This is a genomic window from Variovorax rhizosphaerae (assembly GCF_037889975.1).
Classification (GTDB): Bacteria; Pseudomonadota; Gammaproteobacteria; order Burkholderiales; family Burkholderiaceae_C; genus Variovorax; species Variovorax rhizosphaerae.
Genome location: NZ_JBBKZT010000005.1, coordinates 173125 through 187632, shown reverse-complemented (window position 1 = coordinate 187632; position 14508 = coordinate 173125). Strand labels below are relative to the sequence as shown.

Sequence of the window (14508 nt, the reverse complement as noted above, 5' to 3'; positions counted from 1 at the left end):
TCGTGCGGTGACAACAAGTTGCGGCAAAGGCTAACAATTGCGCGCAAGCGCTTGTTATGCCGGAGCCAAAACCGCAGACCCGAGATCGCCGTCCGCAGTAGAAACATTCACCCCTTTTTCATACCAGTGCTGCTGCTGTCGAAGCCATGGCCCCGATGCAAACAATCACCGCCGTCCACTTCAGCAAATGCCCCGCCGGCGCGGCTCGCTTGTTCACATCCACAAGATCGACCCGGCGCCGCATCGAGATCAGCACCAGCCCGAGCGCGCCAAACAACAACACAGTGCCACCCACGCCCAGCAGCAGGCTGTGCGCGCTGAACGCCAGCTTCAGATAGACCACGGCGCAGACCATTGCCGAGATCGCCGTGCGGGTCCATGCCATCGCGGTCCGTTCAGGCTGAAGGCCGGGGTCTCTCACGCCCACCCCGCAAGCACCAGGGTCACCAGGGCCGCGGAGGCAAACAGCAGCAGGGCCAGTACCGCGAGCGACTTCGATCCCGGCAGCGGCCAATCGTGGCGCATGGCGATCTCGTTGCTCTTCCAGCGCCAGTAAGCCACGGCGGTGAGCAGCGCGGCGATGCCACTGCCAAGGACCGCGATCACCGACACATACGAATGCCCGGGCGGCCGCAGGGCCAGTTGATCGAACAGCACCGCGCCCGCCAGCAGCGCGAGCGCCGTGCGAACCCACGCGAGGAAAGTGCGTTCGTTGGCCAGCGAAAAGCGATAGTCCGGCTCGTGGCCTTCCTTCTGCCAGGCGGGCCGGCGGTCAGGCGGCGAGTCCATGGCATGTCCCGGCGGATGTCACATGTCCCGGCCTGCCCCGGTCGGTGCGATACAGGGAATCGATCATGCTCGGCTCCGAGGAAATGGCGGACCCCGAAGGATACAGACGCGAACGCCTGATGCCTTGATGCACCCTGAATACAAAGGCACACTTGTGCACCGCTCGCCCGCGCCATCATCCACCGTGCCCCCAGACTGCGGCCACAGTCGATCGCACGCTTCCGCGCATAGGCACTGCGCCAATTTCACCATTCAAGGGACGGAACCATGGACAGACCGCACGAAAAATACCAACGCCTCATCGAACGCTGCCAGACACTCGCGCCGACGCCGACCGCCGTCGCACACCCTTGCGACCAAAGCTCGCTGGAAGGCGCCGTCGAGGCCGCGAAACTGGGCCTGATCGCGCCGATCCTCGTGGGGCCAAGCGCCCGCATCCTGTCGCTGGCCGAGACCTGGGGCCTGGACATCACCGGCATGCAGATCGTCGATGCCCCGCACAGCGTCGCAGCCGCGGAGATGGCCGTGCAACTCGTGCGCGAAGGCAAGGCCGAGGCGCTGATGAAGGGCAGCCTGCACACCGACGAACTCATGGGCGCCGTGGTCAAGGGCGCAACCGGCCTTCGCACCGCGCGTCGCGTGAGCCATTGCTTCGTGATGGACGTGCCGAACCATGACGACGCGCTCATCATCACCGACGCGGCCGTCAACATCGCGCCCACGCTCGAGGTCAAGGCCGACATCCTGCAGAACGCGATCGACCTCGCGCATGCGCTGCACTTCGACGAGGTGCGCGTGGCCGTTCTCTCCGCGATGGAGACCGTCAATCCCAAGGTGCCCTCCACACTGGAAGCCGCGGCGCTTTGCAAGATGATGGACCGCGGCCAGGTCACGGGCGCGCTCATCGACGGCCCGCTTGCTTTGGACAACGCCATCGACATGGAGGCCGCACGCGTCAAGGGCATCAAGTCACCGGTGGCCGGCCGAGCGAACGTGCTGCTGGTGCCCGACCTGGAAGCCGGCAACATGCTGGCCAAGAGCCTGTCCTTCCTGGCTGGCGCGGACACGGCGGGCATCGTGCTCGGCGCGCGAGTGCCGATCATCCTCACCAGCCGGGCCGACTCGCTCATCGCGCGGCTCGCATCGTGCGCGGTGGCGGCGCTGGTCGCGCAGGCCCGCCGCGAAAGCACCAAAGTCCTGGGTTGATCGCATGTCCGACGTCGTCCTCGTCCTCAATGCGGGCTCCTCGAGCATCAAGTTCAGCGTCTTCGAAGCCGAAGGCGAAAACATCCCGCTGTTCAACGGCCAGGCTGAAGGCCTGTACACGGCGCCCCGCTTCACCGCCAAGTCGGCCATCGGCACGCGCATCCGCGATCACGAATGGGGCGATGGCGTCTCGCTCGGGCATGAAGGCGCGATCGCGTTCCTGATCGAGTTCTTCCGCGAGCAACTGGCCGGGCACCGGATCGTCGCGGTTGGCCATCGCGTCGTGCACGGCGGCCTGGCCTTCGCGCAGCCCGTGCGCGTCGATGCCGATGTGCTCGCGGCGCTGCGCAAGCTGAGCCCGCTGGCGCCGCTGCACCAGCCGCACAACCTCGCGCCGATCGAGATCATCGCCAAGCTGCAGCCCGGGCTGCTGCAGGTCGCCTGCTTCGACACCGCCTTCCATCGCCGCCAGCCGGAGATCGCCCAAGCCTTCGCGCTGCCGCCATCCATCACCGACCGAGGCGTGCGGCGCTACGGGTTCCACGGCCTCTCCTACGAATACATCGCGAGCGTGCTGGGCGAGTTCGATGCGAAGGCGACATCGGGTCGCACCATCGTCGCGCACCTGGGCAATGGCAGCAGCATGTCGGCGTTGGTCAACGGCCAGAGCGTCGCCAGCACGATGGGCTTCACCGCACTCGACGGCCTGCCCATGGGCACGCGTTGCGGCAGCCTGGACCCGGGCGTGCTGCTCTACCTGATGGACGAGATGGGCATGGACGCCCGCGCCATCGAGGACCTGGTCTACAAGCAGTCCGGGCTGCTCGGCGTGTCGGGCGTGTCCAGCGACATGCGGGTGCTGCAAGCGAGCAAGGATCCGCGCGCCGCGCAGGCGGTCGACCTGTTCGTGTACCGGCTGGGACGCGAAATGGGCTCGCTGGCGGCCGCGGCCGGTGGGGTCGATGCGCTGGTCTTCACGGCCGGCATCGGCGAGCATTCCGCGTCGATCCGCGAGCGCGCCTGCCGCGACGCGGCCTGGCTGGGCATCGAACTGGACCCGGCGGCCAACCGGTCCGGCGGACCGCGCATCAGCACGGCCGCCAGCAAGGTGTCGGTGTGGGTGATCCCCACCAATGAAGAACTGATGATCGCGCGCCACGCGATGAAGATCGGGCAGGCTGCCGCGTGATCGTCCGGCCGGGTCTCCATTGGCTGCGCATGGTGTTCGTGTGGCGCGGCTCGGTGCTGCGCGACATCGCGCCGCAATTGCTGCTCGTGACCGGGTTCTCGATCCTGGTCACGGCCTTCCACGGGTACTTGTTCGCGTGGAAGGTGCCGCTCAACTTCGTGCCCTTCTCGCTCATCGGCCTGACGCTGGCCATCTTCCTGGGCTTCCGCAACAACACGAGCTATGCGCGCTACTGGGAGGCGCGCATGCTGTGGGGCACCGTGCTGAACGAGTCGCGCAACTTGCTGCGCATGGGGCTGACGCTGGTCGAGCCGCCCGCAAAGTCGCAATTGCTTGCGGCGCGGCTGATCGCCTTCGTGCATGCGCTTCGCCATCAGCTTCGCCACACCGATCCATCCGCGGACTTCGCGCGCGTGCTGTCGCCCGAAGACCAGGTGCGCCTGCAGCCCGCGCTGTTCAAGCCCGCGATGTTGTTGCTCATGGCCAGCGAGTGGGCGCGCGACCATCGGCAGGCGGGCCAGGCCATGGAAATGCCGCTGGGCCGCTTGACGGAGGCGTTGGGCGGCTGCGAGCGCATCGCAGGCACGCCGATCCCGTTCACCTACGTCGTCATCATCCACCGCACCATCTTCCTGTATTGCGTGCTGTTGCCCTTCGGGCTGATCGATTCGATCGGCCCGATGACGCCGGTGATCGTGGTCTTTCTCGGCTACACCTTCTTTGCGCTGGAGGCGCTGGGTCAGGAGATCGAAGAGCCCTTCGGCACGGCACAGAACGACCTGGCGCTGGACGAGATGTCACGCACGATCGAGTCGACGCTGCGCGAGATGCTTGGGGAGCCGCAGCAGCCGATCGTGATGGATCCCGAGGTGTTCAACCACACCTGAAGGTGTGAATCTTTCTACTGCGGCCGCCGATCCCGGGCCTGCGCTGCTCGCCGTACTGGAGTACGGCTGCGCTGCTCAACCCGACCTCGGCGCCCTCGCTACGAAATCTTCACGCCTTCAGCGCCGCTCTCATTTGCGCTTCAGGAACGCCGCCATGAAGCGCTGTGGCTCACCTGTCGCATAGGCGCTCGCGAACTCATCCACACCATTGCGGATGGAGGTCTCCAGCGGCTCTTGCTGCCATTCGCGCAACAGACGCTTCTGCTGCCGCATCACCGCAGGCCCATAGCCCGCGAACTTCCGCGCCATGCGCTCGACCTCCTCATCGAGTCGGTCCGGCGGCACCACGCTGTCGACCAGGCCCCATGACAGGGCTTGCGCTGCATCGACGTTGTCACCGGTCATCAGCAGCCAGTTCGCGCGCGCCTGCCCGATCAGGCGCGGCAGCAGCGCGGCGTGGATGATCGATGGAATGCCGACCTTCACCTCCGGCATGCCGAACTGCGCGCGGTTGGAGGCGATGCGCAGGTCGCAGGCCGCGGCGAGTTCGAGCCCGCCGCCCAGCGCCCACCCGGGAATGCGCGCGATCACCGGGCTCGGGAACAGCCGCACCGCTTCGCACAGGCCGCGCAGCTTGTCGATGAAGACGCGTGCGGTATCGACATCGAGCGCGCCCATCTCCTGGATGTCGGCGCCCGCCACGAAGGCCTTGTCGCCGGCGCCGCGCAGCACGAGCACCCGCACCTCGCTGTCGGCCGCAAGTTGCGAGATCGCCGTGCGCACATCGTCGATCACGGCGGAGTCGAGGATGTTCAGCGCGTTGGCCGAGCGGATCGTGACGGTGGCGACACCATCGGCTTGCAGGTCGACGGTCGCGTGTTGGCATTCAGGCAGGTTCTTCATGGTCGTCGAACGGTGTCAGAGCAGCGGGGTCATGCGCGCAGCCGCGGCCTTCAACGCATCGATCCGCTTCAACGCATCCTTCATCGCCATGCGCGCCGTCGGCGCATGCACCGCGATGGCCGCACGCACCTCTCCGGCCGCGTCGCGTACCGGCACCGCCACGGCGATCAACCCAGCAATGAACTCCTCCGCGTCGCAGGAATGGCCACGCTCGGCAATCGCATCGCATTCCGCGCGCAGCTTCGACGCCGACACGATGGTGTTGCGCGTCATGCGCGTGAGCGTGAGGCCATCGATGAGCAGGTCGCGCTCCCTGCGCGGCATCTGCGACAGGAACAGCTTGCCGCTGGCCGTGCAATGCAGTGGTACATGCGAGCCCACGTCGAGCGTCAGCCGCAGTGGCCACTTTGCCTCGACCCGGTCCAGGTACAGCACCTGCGCGCCGTCGAGCGTGGTGAAGTTGCAGGTCTCGTCCACCTCCCGCACCAGTTCCGACAGCACGTCGTGCCGCAACCCGCGCACCACGCCATGGTTGAGCGTGTCGAAGGCCAGTTGGCGCAGCGCAGGGCCGACGCTGTAGAAGCGCTCCTCCACGTCCCGCGCCAGGTAGCCCGCGGCCAGAAGCTGCGTGCAGATGCGGTGCGCCGTGCCCTTGGGCAAGGCCAGTCGGGCAGCCAGATCGGCCAGCGACAGGGCGCGCCCCTCGCTCGCCAGCAGCGACAGAAGGCGCAGGCTGCGCTCGGCCGATGAACCGCTTCCCGCGGCATCACCTGCCCGGGTCTCGGCGGGCTTGGGAATCGCTACGGCTTTCTGCGGCCGGGCTGACTTCATTCGGGTATACCTCTAATCGAAGTGGAACCTTTCGTTCCGAAAATTCGCAACACCCTCCGGGCCGCGACAAGTGTGTTGTCCCGCAAATAGCTGCGCAGGCACACCAGACCATTGTTCCACTGCCGGATGGCCACAAACACATGACCGAGAACGAGTTCGACTACATCGTCGTCGGCGCCGGCTCGGCGGGCTGCGTGCTGGCCGCGCGGCTCAGCGAAGACCCGGCCACGCGGGTGCTCCTGCTCGAAGCCGGCCCGCCCGACAACTCGCCCTGGATCCACCTGCCCATCGGCTACGGCAAGACCATGTGGAGCCCGATCTACAACTGGCGCTTCGAGACCGACCCCGACCCGGGCATGAACGGCCGCCGCATCTACTGGCCGCGCGGCAAGACGCTGGGCGGCAGCAGCTCGATCAACGGCCTCATCTACATCCGCGGCCAGCGCGAGGACTACGACCACTGGGCCGAGCTCGGCAACTCCGGCTGGAGCTACGACGACGTGCTGCCGTACTTCATCAAGTCCGAGGGCAACCAGCGCGTTGGCGACATGCCGCTGCACGGACACGACGGGCCGCTGAAGGTGTCGGACATCGGCGCGAAGCATGAGCTCATCGAGGCCTTCATCGATGGCGCCGGGCAGATCGGCGTGCCGCGCACCGACGACTTCAACGGTGCCCGGCAGGAAGGCGCCGGCTACTACCAGCTCAACACCTTCAACGGCCTGCGCTGCAGCGTGGCCAAGGCCTACCTCGCGCCCGCCAAGCGCCGGCCCAACCTGTGCATCGAGACCGAAGCCTTCGCGGCCGGCCTGGTGATGGAAGGCCGCCGCGCCGTCGGCGTGAAGTACCGGCAAGGCGGCGTGATGAAGACCGCGCGCTGCAAGGCCGAGGTGCTGCTGTCGGCCGGGGCGATCCAGTCGCCGCAACTGCTGCAGTTGTCCGGCATCGGGCCACGCGCGCTGCTCGACCGGCTCGGCGTGCCGGTGGTGCATGACGCACGCGGCGTCGGCGAGAACCTGCAGGACCACCTGCAGATCCGCCTCGGCTACGAATGCACGAAGCCGATCACCACCAACGACCAGCTCAACTCCTGGGTCGGCCAGGCCCGCCTCGGCATCGAATGGCTCCTGCACCGCACCGGCGCGCTGGCCATCGGCATCAACCAGGGCGGCTGCTTCATGCGCGCGCTGAAGGACGAGGCCGGCCAACCCGAGGCCGCCACGCCCGACATCCAGTTCCACGTCGCCACGCTCTCGGCCGACATGGCGGGCGGCAAGGTCCATCCGTACTCGGGCTTCACGATGTCGGTGTGCCAGTTGCGGCCCGAGTCGCGCGGCCACGTGCGCGCCCGCTCGCGCGACCCCTTCGAGGCGCCCGAGATGCAGCCCAACTACCTCTCGAAGGAACTGGATCGCCGCACCACCGTCGCCGGTGTGCGCGCCGCCCGCGCCATCGCGCACTCGCCCGCCATGCGCCCTTACGTCAAGCGCGAGGTCAAGCCGGGGCCCGAGGCCGCAAGCGACGAAAACCTGCTCGAGTTCTGCCGCAACAACGGCGCCACCATCTTCCATCCCAGCGGCACCTGCAAGATGGGCAACGACACGCTGGCCGTGGTCGATGAGCGCCTGCGCGTGCACGACATCGGCGGCCTGCGCGTGGTGGACTGCTCCGTCATGCCCACGCTCGTCTCCGGCAACACCAACGGCCCCGTCGTGATGATGGCCGAGAAGGCCGTCGACATGATCCGCGAGGACCGGGCGCGCTGTCCCGCAGATGTCTGCGCATGAAATCGCGCCTTTCGCGACATGGCGGCGTTGCAAATCCTCGCGATAGCTACTGGTATCGCTGTGGTTTGCGCCTTGCCCTGCCACGAAACGCATCGATTTCATTCTGCGCAGCCATCTGCGGGACAGCGCGCAGGAACCCGATTCACTTTCCGTAGCCGCCGCCCGCAAGGGCCCCACAACGACACTTCATTGGAGACAAACACATGAGTGCGACAGCAGACGAAAAAGCGATACGCAAGGTGGTCATCTCGGCCCTGGTGGGCGCCACGATCGAGTGGTACGACTTCTTCCTCTACGGGGTGGTCGCCGGCATCGTGTTCAACAAGCTCTACTTCCCCGGCAGCGATCCGGTGGTGTCGACGCTGCTCGCCTACGCCACCTTCGCGGTCGGCTTCGTCACGCGGCCGCTGGGCGGCGTGATCTTCGGGCACTTCGGTGATCGTATCGGGCGCAAGGCGATGCTGATCATCACGCTGATGATCATGGGGGTGGCCACCTTCCTGATCGGGCTGGTGCCGACCTATGCGCAGATCGGCATCGCGGCGCCGCTGCTGTTGCTCATCCTTCGCATCGCCCAAGGCATTGGCCTCGGCGGCGAATGGGGTGGCGCGGTGCTGATGGCCTACGAATACGCACCGAAGGAAAAGCGCGGCTTCTACGCCTCGCTGCCGCAGATCGGCTTGGCCATCGGCCTGTGCATGGCCTCGGGCGTGGTGGCGCTGCTGTCGTCGGTGCTCAATGAAGAACAGTTCATGTCCTGGGGCTGGCGCATCGCCTTCCTGCTCTCCGGCGCGATGGTGATCGTCGGCATGTACATCCGCCTGCATGTCCAGGAAACGCCCGAGTTCACCGCCATCAAGGCACGCAACGCCGAGGCGCGCATCCCGTTCATGGACATGATCCGCCGCTATCCCGGCAACGTCTTGAAGGGCATGGGCGCACGCTACATCGACGGCGTGTTCTTCAACATCTTCGGCGTGTTCTCGATCAACTACCTCACCAGCACCCTCAAGATCAGCCGCACCGACGCGCTGCTGGGCGTGATGGCCGCGGCGGTGGTGATGTGCTTCACCATCCCCATCTTCGGCCGCCTGTCCGACAAGGTCGGGCGCACCAAGGTCTACATGTGGGGCTCGCTGATCACGGCCATCGCCGCCTTCCCCGGCTTCTGGCTCATGACGCACAGCGGCGGCAACATGTTCCTGATCTGGATGGCGATCATCGTGCCCTTCGGCATCTTCTACGCCTCGGTCTACGGCCCGGAAGCCGCCCTCTTCTGCGACCTGTTCGATGCCAAGGTCCGCTACACCGGCATCTCCTTCGTCTACCAGTTCTCCGGCATCTTCGCCTCGGGTATCACGCCGATCATCGCGACGGCGCTGCTCAAGTCGGGTGGTGGCCAGCCGTGGCAGATCTGCATGTACGTGTTGTTCGCGGGCGTGGTGTCGGCGATCTGCGCATGGATGATCGGGCGGGCCGGGGACAACACGGACACGGTGCAGCAGGCGGAGCTGCGGGCGCGGGCCTGAAATTGCTTCGTTGACACGAAGCGAGATACTCACCCCGCGATCCTTTATTACTACAACCGGGAGAGAAACCATGTCGCATTCCTTCGCGCGCGCTGCGCGCCACGGTGCCGTCGCGCTCGCGTTCGGCGCCTTCAGCCTTGCCGCCCACGCCCAACCCGCCGCCGCGCCGACGGCCCCCAACACCCTGGGCCCCACGGGCCAGGGCGTGAACAACGCCCTGCTCTACGCCGTGGCCTGGAAGCAGACGGCGGCCGAATACCGTGCGCTCTACTACCAGGGCTTCAACATCGCGCGCATGCATGTCGAGCGCGCCATCGCGGCGCGAAAACCGGGTGACAAGCCGCTGGCCGTGGTCACAGACGTGGACGACACCATCTTGTTGCCGCTCAACTACTGGGGCTACCTGATCAACAACAACCTGGACTTCTTCGACGACCCGATCTGGGACAAGTGGATTCCCGAGAACAAGGTCGTCGCCGCACCCGGCGCGAAGGAGTTCCTTCAGTTCTGCGCCGACAACAAGGTCGAGATCCATTACGTCACGAGCCGCGAGCAAGGCGAGAAGACCTACGACTACGCGATGGGCCACCTCAAGTTCCTCGGCTACCCCTATGCCGACACCCAGCACCTCACGGTGCTGCGCGACACGTCGAACAAGGAGAAGCGCCAGGACGAAATCATGAAGGACTTCGACGTCGTCGTGTTCCTTGGCGACAACCTCAACGACTTCCGGCGCAAGTACTACCTCAAGAGCAACGTCGACGGGCGCATGGCCGCGATGGAGGCCGACCGCGAGAAATTCGGGCGCAACTACATCCTGTTCCCCAATCCCACCGATGGCCACTGGCTGGCCGCGATCTTCGGTGACTCCGAACCGCCACCCACCGACGCGAACCGCGAACTGCTGAAGAAGGCCTCGACGCGTTCGGCGTGGAAGGCCAAGGAGTAGCGCGAGGGGTTGCTCAGCCCTGCGCCGGCGGCGCCAGCACCGCCCGCAGCATCTCGCGCCGCGCGTTCGTCGCGGTCCACATGGGACCGCAGGTGATGCCGCCATCGACGACCAGCGCATGGCCGTTGACGAAACTCGATTCATCGCTCGCCAGCCATAGCGCTGCGTTGGCGATGTCCCCGGGCACGCCGGCGCGCTGCAACGGCTGGATGTTGGCCAGCGCCATCAGCATGGTGCCGGCCGAGCGCTCGGCATCCTCCGCATCGAGGCCGATGGCGCGGCCGAAGATCGGTGTCGCGACGCCGCCGGGGCAGATGCAGTTGACGCGCACGCCGCTCTCGCCCAACTCGGTGGCCACGCTGCGCGTCAGGTTGATCACCGCAGCCTTCGCGGCCGAATAAGCATGGCCGGCAAAACCCGACTGCATGCCCGCGACGCTGGCGGTACTCACGATGCTCCCGGAGCCCTGGCGTTTCATGATCGGCGCCGCGTGCTTCATGCCGAGGTAGGCGCTGCGCACCAGCACGGCCATCGCGTTGTCCCAGCCTTCCACGGCGAGGTTTTCAATGGGGCCGCCGGGGCCGGGAATGCCGGCGTTGTTGAACATGCAATCGAGCCGTCCGAACATGGAGAGCGCCAGGTCGATGGCCTCCTGCACGTCGGCTTCCTGGCTCACGTCGGTGTGCTGGAAGATCACTTGCGAACCCAGTTCCTCGGCCAGGCGCCGGCCGCGCTCGTCCTGCAGGTCGGCAATCACCAGCTTGGCACCCTCGCGCGCGAACAGCCGCACACTCGCCTCGCCGATGCCGCTCGCGCCGCCGGTGATGACCGCGACCTTGTTGTCCAGACGTCCCATGGTGTCGAACCTTCCTGCGTTTGCTTGATGGAGATCAAAGCCACTTTGCCATGGCGCGCAGTGCCTGCCAACGCGGGGTTACTACTCCTCGCTGGTCCACTCCACCCGCACGCCCAGGCTGCGCAGGTTCTCGACGAAGTTCGGATGGGCGCGGCGAATCGGAGTCGCATTGCGGATCTCGGAGCGCCCCTCGATGCTGGCAGCCACCATGAAGAGCGCGATCGCCACGCGGATGATGTACGGGCTCTCGACCACAGCCGGCGTCAGCGGGTTGCCGCCGAAGGTGACGAGCCGGTGCGGGTCCGACGAGAACACGTGCGCGCCGAACTTCGACAGCTCACCCGTCCAGCCCAGCGCGCCGTCGTACACCTTGTTCCAGAACATCGCATTGCCTTGGGCGCGCACGCCCAGCGCGATGAAGATGGGCAACAGGTCAACAGGGAAGTAAGGCCACGGCGCCGCCTCGACCTTGGTCAGCACGTTGCTCGTGAAAGGCGTCTGCACCTTCAGCGGTCCGTTGGGAATCACACGCGACCAGCCGTCCTCGTGCGTGATCTTCACGCCGAACTTCTCGAAGGTGCGGTCGATCAGCGGAAAGGTCTCGGGCGCGCTGTTGCGCACGATCACGTCGCCGCCGGTGATGGCGCCCAGTGCCAGGAAGGTGGTGATCTCGTGGAAGTCCTCGTCGAAGCGGAACTCGCCGCCTTTGAGCTTGTCGCCGCCATGCACCGTGAGGCGCGAGGTGCCCAGGCCTTCGATGCGCACACCCATCATCGCCATGAAGCGGCAGAACTCCTGCACGTGCGGCTCCGACGCCGCGTTGGTCAGCGTGGAACTGCCTTGCGCGGCGGAGGCGCAGAGCACGAAGTTCTCGGTGGTGGTGACCGACGCGTAGTCGAGCCAGTGGTCGTTGGGCGTGAGCGCACCGTTGGCGGCACGCACCACCAACGAGCCTTCCGCACGCTCGATCTGGCTGCCGAAGCGGCGGAACACCTCGACGTGCGGATCGATCTCGCGAACGCCGAGCGTGCAGCCCTTGACGTTGTCCTCCAGCCGCGCCACACCGAATCGCGCGAGCAAGGGCGGCACCAGCATGATCGAGGAGCGCATCTCCTCCGGCAACCGGTGGCGGGCGCAGTCGAACTCGGTCGCGTGGTGGTGGATCTCCAGCGTGCCGGTGGCATGGTCCATCTTCACGTCACTGCCCAGCGTGCGGAAGATCTCGAGGATCTTGCGTACGTCGGTGATGTCCGGCACGCCGAGCAGGCGCAGCGGCTCGCTGCTGAGCAAGGTGGCGCAAAGCACCGGCAGCACCGCGTTCTTGTTGGCTGAGGGAATGATGCGGCCACGCAGGGGCGTGCCGCCGTGAACGACGAGATTGGTCATGGAAACGGGGATGAAAGTTTGCGGGTCAGGCGCTTCGGCGCACTGCGATGGAATGAACTGTAGCCGCCGCGCGGCGGATCATCGAGTGCAAAAGCAACAATGCAGAAATGGCACGGCATCGCAGGGAAACTTCTCACGCGAGAGCCCTCGGCGCATGGCGTCGCACACCGCCCCGGCACACGTCAGCCGCTCGACAACGGCGTCCTCGGGGCTTGGGATCGCGGCCTGGAGCGGCCCCATGCAGGACGCATGGCGCTCGTCGGTCGCCGCTGCGTCCTTGCGATTGGCCACGGCATGACGCCGGCGCTCAGCGCCCCTTGATCGAAATCAGCTCGACTTCGAAATTGAGCGTCGAATTGGGCGGAATCGGGCCCACGCCGCGGCTGCCGTAGGCAATGGCCGGCGGACAAGTCAACTTGGCCTTGCCGCCCACCTTCATCTTCTGCACGCCCTCGGTCCAGCACTTGATGACCCCCTTGAGCGGGAACTCGGTCGGCTCGCCGCGCGAATAGGAACTGTCGAATTCCTTGCCGGTGTCGGGGAAGGTGCCTCGGTAGTGCACCTTGACGGTGTCGGTGTCGACCGGCGATGCGCCCGTGCCCTCCTTGACCGATTCGTAGACCAGGCCGCTGGGCAGGGTCTCGGGCTTGCCTTGGGCCCAGCCGGCGGCCGGGACGATGCAAAGCGAAAAAAGAATGGCACTGAACTTGAGACGCACGGGTAATTCCTTGAAAGGCTGAAAACGGTCATTATTGCCACGCAATGCGGATGGCACCGCTCTTGCTCGGCATCGACGTCGCCACTTGTGTAACAGGAACCTGCATGTCCTCTGGTCTCAAGAAAGTGCTCGGCCCCTTCCAGTTGTGGGGCATCGCCGTGGGCCTGGTGATCTCGGGCGAGTACTTCGGCTGGAGCTACGGCTGGAACACGGCCGGCACGCTGGGCTTCCTGGTCGCGACCCTGTTGGTGGCGACCATGTACACCACCTTCATCTTCAGCTTCACGGAGTTGTCGACCGCCATCCCGCATGCGGGCGGGCCATTTGCCTATGCGCGCCGCGCCTTCGGGCCGACGGGCGGCTTCATCGCCGGCTTTGCGACGCTGGTGGAGTTCGTGTTCGCGCCGCCGGCTATTTCGCTGGCCATCGGGGCGTACCTGAACGTGCAGTTTCCGGGCATCAATCCGAAGTGGTTCGCGCTGGGCGCCTATGTGCTCTTCATCGGGCTGAACTGGGTCGGCGTCGGCATCGCGGCAGCGTTCGAACTGTTCGTGACGGTACTTGCCATCGTCGAACTGCTGGTGTTCATGGGCGTGGTCACGCCGGGCTGGACGCTGGCCAATTTCACCGCCAATGGCTGGGCCGGCGGCGATGTGCTCAACGGCGCCGCCGTCTCCGGCATCTTCGCGTCGATCCCCTTCGCGATCTGGTTCTTCCTTGCCATCGAAGGCGCGGCCATGGCGGCCGAGGAAGCGCGCGACCCGCACCGCACCATCCCCATCGCCTACACCACCGGCATCCTGACGCTGGTGCTGCTGGCCTTTGGCGTGATGATCTTCGCCGGTGGCGTCGGCGACTGGCGCAAGCTTGCCAACATCAACGACCCGCTGCCGCAGGCGATGAAGGTGGTGGTGGGCGAGAACAGCGGCTGGCTGCACATGCTGGTGTGGATCGGGCTGTTCGGGCTGATCGCGTCCTTCCACGGGATCATCATGGGCTACTCGCGGCAGATCTTCGCGCTGGCGCGCGCCGGCTACCTGCCGGGCTTCCTGGCGGCGCTGAGCCCGCGCTTCAACACGCCGCACCGCGCGCTGCTCGCCGGTGGCGTGATCGGCATCGCGGCCATCTTCAGCGACGAGTGGGTGAGCTTCGGCGGGCAGACGCTCACCGCCAACATCGTCACGATGTCGGTGCTGGGCGCGATCGTGATGTACCTGGTCTCGATGGCAGCGCTGTTCAAGCTGCGCGCCAGCGAACCCGGCTTGGAGCGCACCTATCGGGCGCCCTTCTATCCCGTGTTCCCGGCCATCGCGCTGCTGCTCGGGCTGGTTTGCCTCGGCGCGATGATCTGGTTCAATGGCTTGCTGACGCTGCTGTTCTGCGGACTCATGGCGCTCGCCTACGCGTACTTCCGCGCCACAGCCGCGCAACGGCATGCGGCCGCCCCGGACGCCATGCTCTCGACCTGATCCAACGCC

At 66.2% G+C, this 14508-nt stretch carries 14 protein-coding genes; 7 read left to right on the top strand and 7 right to left on the bottom strand.

Annotated features, from left to right (window positions below; translation table 11 throughout):
• Positions 1 to 118: 118 nt before the first annotated feature.
• The gene (locus WKW82_RS12355) at positions 119 to 421 is read right to left on the bottom strand and encodes a DUF202 domain-containing protein (RefSeq protein WP_340342582.1); all 303 of its coding nucleotides are present in this window, start codon (positions 419 to 421) and stop codon (positions 119 to 121) included.
• Entirely contained in the window at positions 418 to 789 is a 372-nt protein-coding gene (locus WKW82_RS12350; protein WP_340342581.1) for a YidH family protein, read from the bottom strand. The genes WKW82_RS12355 and WKW82_RS12350 overlap by 4 nt, the downstream gene beginning before the upstream one ends.
• Before the next feature lie 267 nt (positions 790 to 1056).
• Here WKW82_RS12350 and WKW82_RS12345 point away from each other — a divergent pair, with 267 nt between their 5' ends.
• From WKW82_RS12345 to WKW82_RS12335, 3 genes are read left to right on the top strand one after another with little or no spacing between them, the layout of a single operon-like run.
• Positions 1057 to 1995 (top strand): phosphate acetyltransferase, encoded by a 939-nt coding sequence (locus WKW82_RS12345; RefSeq protein WP_340342580.1) that lies wholly within the window; start codon positions 1057 to 1059, stop codon positions 1993 to 1995.
• Positions 1996 to 1999: 4 nt separating this feature from the next.
• Positions 2000 to 3184, top strand: a complete 1185-nt coding sequence (locus WKW82_RS12340) for an acetate/propionate family kinase (protein ID WP_340342579.1) — start codon at positions 2000 to 2002, stop codon at positions 3182 to 3184.
• Positions 3181 to 4071: a bestrophin family protein gene (locus WKW82_RS12335; protein WP_340342578.1), complete on the top strand. Its 891-nt coding sequence runs from the start codon at positions 3181 to 3183 to the stop codon at positions 4069 to 4071. The genes WKW82_RS12340 and WKW82_RS12335 overlap by 4 nt, the downstream gene beginning before the upstream one ends.
• A gap of 129 nt (positions 4072 to 4200) precedes the next feature.
• On the opposite strand, the gene WKW82_RS12330 is transcribed toward WKW82_RS12335, so the two are convergent.
• Positions 4201 to 4974, bottom strand: coding sequence for an enoyl-CoA hydratase (locus tag WKW82_RS12330; protein WP_340342577.1), 774 nt, complete (start codon positions 4972 to 4974; stop codon positions 4201 to 4203).
• Between the two features lie 15 nt (positions 4975 to 4989).
• Positions 4990 to 5805 carry an IclR family transcriptional regulator gene (locus WKW82_RS12325; RefSeq protein ID WP_340342576.1) on the bottom strand — a complete coding sequence of 272 codons (816 nt, stop codon included), beginning with the start codon at positions 5803 to 5805 and terminating at the stop codon, positions 4990 to 4992.
• A gap of 140 nt (positions 5806 to 5945) precedes the next feature.
• Between WKW82_RS12325 and WKW82_RS12320 the strand changes: the two genes are divergently transcribed.
• The 3 genes from WKW82_RS12320 (at position 5946) to WKW82_RS12310 (ending at position 10070) form a co-directional block, all read left to right on the top strand.
• Positions 5946 to 7592, top strand: a complete 1647-nt coding sequence (locus tag WKW82_RS12320; protein WP_340342575.1) for a GMC family oxidoreductase — start codon at positions 5946 to 5948, stop codon at positions 7590 to 7592.
• Positions 7593 to 7795: 203 nt separating this feature from the next.
• The gene (locus WKW82_RS12315) at positions 7796 to 9121 is read left to right on the top strand and encodes an MFS transporter (protein WP_340342574.1); all 1326 of its coding nucleotides are present in this window, start codon (positions 7796 to 7798) and stop codon (positions 9119 to 9121) included.
• A 70-nt stretch (positions 9122 to 9191) separates the two neighbouring features.
• Positions 9192 to 10070: a 5'-nucleotidase, lipoprotein e(P4) family gene (locus WKW82_RS12310; protein WP_340342573.1), complete on the top strand. Its 879-nt coding sequence runs from the start codon at positions 9192 to 9194 to the stop codon at positions 10068 to 10070.
• A gap of 13 nt (positions 10071 to 10083) precedes the next feature.
• On the opposite strand, the gene WKW82_RS12305 is transcribed toward WKW82_RS12310, so the two are convergent.
• From WKW82_RS12305 to WKW82_RS12295, 3 genes are all read right to left on the bottom strand, one after another.
• Complete coding sequence (locus WKW82_RS12305; protein WP_340342572.1) at positions 10084 to 10926, bottom strand: glucose 1-dehydrogenase; 843 nt, start codon at positions 10924 to 10926, stop codon at positions 10084 to 10086.
• An 81-nt stretch (positions 10927 to 11007) separates the two neighbouring features.
• Positions 11008 to 12312, bottom strand: coding sequence for a UDP-N-acetylglucosamine 1-carboxyvinyltransferase (locus WKW82_RS12300; RefSeq protein WP_340342571.1), 1305 nt, complete (start codon positions 12310 to 12312; stop codon positions 11008 to 11010).
• A gap of 307 nt (positions 12313 to 12619) precedes the next feature.
• On the bottom strand, positions 12620 to 13009 hold the full coding sequence (locus WKW82_RS12295; protein WP_422823472.1) for an FKBP-type peptidyl-prolyl cis-trans isomerase: 390 nt from the start codon (positions 13007 to 13009) through the stop codon (positions 12620 to 12622).
• A 125-nt stretch (positions 13010 to 13134) separates the two neighbouring features.
• Between WKW82_RS12295 and eat the strand changes: the two genes are divergently transcribed.
• Complete coding sequence (eat, locus tag WKW82_RS12290; RefSeq protein ID WP_340342570.1) at positions 13135 to 14499, top strand: ethanolamine permease; 1365 nt, start codon at positions 13135 to 13137, stop codon at positions 14497 to 14499.
• Positions 14500 to 14508 lie beyond the last annotated feature (9 nt).